3 protein-coding genes are annotated in these 1,648 nt (G+C 62.4%); all 3 read left to right on the plus strand.

Annotated elements, in window-relative coordinates:
• The coding region (locus WCA85_RS19240) for an AtzH-like domain-containing protein (protein ID WP_424066469.1) at positions 1 to 177 on the plus strand (177 nt) is incomplete at its 5' end.
• A 40-nt stretch (positions 178 to 217) separates the two neighbouring features.
• Complete coding sequence (locus tag WCA85_RS19245) at positions 218 to 1,027, plus strand: GntR family transcriptional regulator (protein ID WP_424066467.1); 810 nt, start codon at positions 218 to 220, stop codon at positions 1,025 to 1,027.
• A gap of 293 nt (positions 1,028 to 1,320) precedes the next feature.
• A partial coding sequence (locus WCA85_RS19250; protein ID WP_424066468.1) for a hypothetical protein occupies positions 1,321 to 1,648 on the plus strand: 328 nt, incomplete at its 3' end.

The raw sequence follows: 1,648 nt of genomic DNA on the forward strand, positions 1-1,648 counted from the left end.
GTCGTGACGACGTTCGGCACCGACTACGCCACCGTCAGCACGGAGTTCACGAGCGATGCAACCGTGCAGCTCGGGCGGCAGATGCAGACGTGGGCACGACTGGGCCCGCCATCGCAGGCGGACCATCATGGCTGGAAAATCGTGGCGGCGCATGTCAGCCTGATCGCGGCGCCGTAAGAGGCCGATAATAAGAACATGGCAATGGAGATCTGGCGAGATGAGTGAACACGACATCGACGAGGCGAAGCTGGCCAGCGCAACGCTCGTGCCCGACGGTGCCAAATCCGGTGGCAACCCCGGTGCCAACCCCGCATCTAACGCGGCCACGAGTCCTGCAACCGCATTTGGCGCAAACCCGTTGGCCGAGCAGGTCTATCAGCAACTGAAGAGCGATATCTTCAGTTTCCGGCTGTTTCCCGGCGACCGCTTCTCGGAGAGCGACATCGCCCAGCACTATGGCGTCTCGCGTACACCGATGCGCGACGGACTGTTCCGCCTGCAACGCGAGGGCTATCTGGAAGTGGGTTTCCGGCGTGGCTGGAAAGTCTCGCCGATCAACTTCGATCAACTGGACCAGCTTTACGATCTGCGTATCGTGCTCGAACTGGCCTCGCTCGAACGACTGACCAGCGGCAACGCCCCGCATGAGGCGATCGCGCCACTCAAGGTCGTCTGGTGCGTCGAACCCGACTCGCGCGAAAGCGATGCGGTCACCATGTTCGGCATGGATGAGAATTTTCACCGTCAACTGGTTGCGGCTACTGGCAACGGCGAAATGCTTCGCGTACACAATGAGGTGACCGAGCGCATCCGTATCGTGCGGCGGCTCGATTTTCTGAAGCCGCATCGCACCAGCGCGACTTACGACGAGCACGCCACCATGCTCCATCTGATCGAGCGTAACAAGCTGCCGGAGGCCAGCATTCTGTTGCGCGCGCATATTACCCAGAGCAAGCTTGAAGTGCGCAAGATCACCTTGTCGATGCTCGCGGCGGCGCGCGATCAGAAACTGCCTTTTGTTTCGTAGGGGCAGTTTCGTAGCGCGGTGTCGTAGTGCGGGTTTGAAGCCCCGGTTCTTAGCCCGGTTTCGCAGCGCGACCGATTGCGCTCGAACATGGCGGAGATCGACTAGCCACGGCTATGCGCTGGCATCAGCGCGCGCAGACGGGTTTGTTACACTGCGTAGTGGTCCTCCCTGATGTGGTGCATCCCTCAGGACCCAGCCTGCCGCTGTTGCTTTGACGAAATCAGACGACACGCTCACCGTCTCTTCCGGCGCGGATCCAACGCGGCTCTTCCGAGATCGACCCGGAGGTTTACATGTCCACGACATCGTGCGGTTGGCCGCGAAGCGTTCGCGCTGGGCTGGCGTGCCTGCTGGCGTGGCTCGTGGCGACGACGGCTTGCGGCGCGCAGGCGCATCGTCTACCAGCGCCGTCCGACGCCGTGCCGTCGCAACTGCTCAGCGACGACGAGCGGATCGATTTCTGTACACAAATGCATCGTGCCACGACAGCCGAACAGCGCCGTGCCGTCACCGCGCGTCTGCACGATACGCTCACGCCGCGCGCGCAGGTGCAAGGCGTCGATTTGCCCGCTTGGGTAAAAGAGGGACAGCCGGCGGGCGGCGATGCGCGCTTGCCTGGAC

The sequence above is a fragment of the Paraburkholderia sp. genome, assembly GCF_049581445.1.
Taxonomy (GTDB): Bacteria; Pseudomonadota; Gammaproteobacteria; order Burkholderiales; family Burkholderiaceae; genus Paraburkholderia.